The sequence below is a fragment of the Pontimicrobium sp. MEBiC01747 genome, assembly GCF_053601635.1.
Window position 1 is genome coordinate 1 of record NZ_JBSHNS010000605.1, and the last position, 1,731, is coordinate 1,731.

The following is a 1,731-nucleotide window of genomic DNA, read 5'->3' on the forward strand; positions in this document are numbered from 1 at the left end:
CTTGTGCTCTAACCCCTTCTAGTAAAGTTGTTTGCGGGTTGTAATTTAATAACGTTCTTGCTTTATCTATATTAGCCTTAGTACGTAATTGATCTCCTGCTCTAGCAGCAACATGATCTATATTTATTTTTTTTCCTATTACCGCTTCAACAGCATCGATTCCATCTTGTGTGGTATGTTCTACTTCGGTTCCTAGGTTTATAATTTCTCCATTTACTTTTGCTTCATTAGAGATAACACTTACAATACCATCTACAATATCGCCTACGTATGTAAAACTTCTTAAATGTGCAGCACTTCCATCATATAATGGAAAAGCAGTTTCGTTATATGCACATGCAATTAATTTGGTATACATTTTTTCGGGTCTTTCTCTAGGACCAATTACAGAATATAATCGTAATGAACAGGCATCAAACTGTTGCTCTCTACTTTTTTGAAGTACTAATTGTTCTGCTGTTAATTTCGTAACACCGTAATGAGATGCTGGTTTTGGCGCCACACTTTCTGGAAACGTAGCTTCAAGCCCATAAATTGAAGACGTTCCAATATTTACAAACAATTTTAAATTGTTAAGCTGTAAAGCATAATCTATTAAGTTTTTTGTTGCAATTATGTTGTTTGTAAAGTAATCTTCAAATGTAGAAGTTACAGAAATACCTGGCTGAGCCGCAAAATGAAATATATAATTAATATCTTTTGGTAAAACTTCTGCTAAATCCTCGTCTCTTAAATCTTTATTTATAATAGTAACACCTTGACTGCTTAATGCTTTTGCATTTAACTGTTTTAAATCTAAGCTATAATAATCATTAAAGTTATCTACTCCGATAACATGATGCCCTAAGCTTTTTAATCGCTCGCTAGTGTGAGAGCCTATAAAACCAGATGCTCCAGTTACTAATATATTCATTATATCTATTTTATGTCTTAAAATTATGAGGTCTGTATGTTAAAACGTCAAGTTATTTTCTTATTGTATTTATATTAAAAAAACGACGTAATTATTTACATTTTAAATCTAGTAAATAAACTAGACTTTGTCCCTCATAAATTGTGCTTATTTACTACAAAGAAACATATTTTATTTGATACTCATTTTCTATTCTTAAAAAAACAATACATTTGTAAGATTAATAAGAATTTATGAGTTATCATTTTACAATAGTTGTTCCCGTTTATAACGAAGAAGACAATTTATTACGAGTTGAAACAGAATTACTAGCTTATACAAAAATAGCTTCTAAGGCAACTAAAATATTGTTTGTAAATGATGGCTCTAAAGACAGGAGTCAAGCCATAATAGAAGACATTTGTAGTCGTAACCCTGAATTTTCATATATCCTATTTAAGGAAAACAGAGGTTTAAGTGCCGCCATAAAAGCTGGGTTTGATTATACCGAAACAGAATTAGTAGGTTATATTGATTCTGATTTACAAACTGCTCCTTCCGACTTTAACTTACTTTTAGAACATATTGGTTCTAATGATTTAGTTACGGGTGTACGTGCTAACAGAAAAGATAGTTTTGTAAAAAACATGTCGTCTAAAATAGCCAATGGAATTCGTAGAAGTTTTACTCACGATGGTATGGACGATACGGGCTGCCCACTTAAAGTAATAAAAACCGATTACGCAAAACGTATTCCTATGTTTAAAGGGTTACATCGTTTTCTACCTGCAATGATTTTATTACAAAATGGTACTATAAAACAAATTCCTGTACAGCAC

2 protein-coding genes are annotated in these 1,731 nt (G+C 31.4%); one reads left to right on the top strand and one right to left on the bottom strand.

What is annotated here, in order from left to right; all coding sequences use genetic code 11:
• Positions 1-913, bottom strand: a 913-nt coding sequence (locus ACVC2P_RS20355; RefSeq protein WP_452600269.1) for an NAD-dependent epimerase/dehydratase family protein, incomplete at its 3' end; no start/stop codon positions are given.
• Between the two features lie 233 nt (positions 914-1,146).
• On the opposite strand from ACVC2P_RS20355, the gene ACVC2P_RS20360 reads away from it, so the two are divergent.
• Positions 1,147-1,731: glycosyltransferase family 2 protein (locus ACVC2P_RS20360; RefSeq protein ID WP_452600270.1), on the top strand; the 585-nt coding region annotated here is incomplete at its 3' end.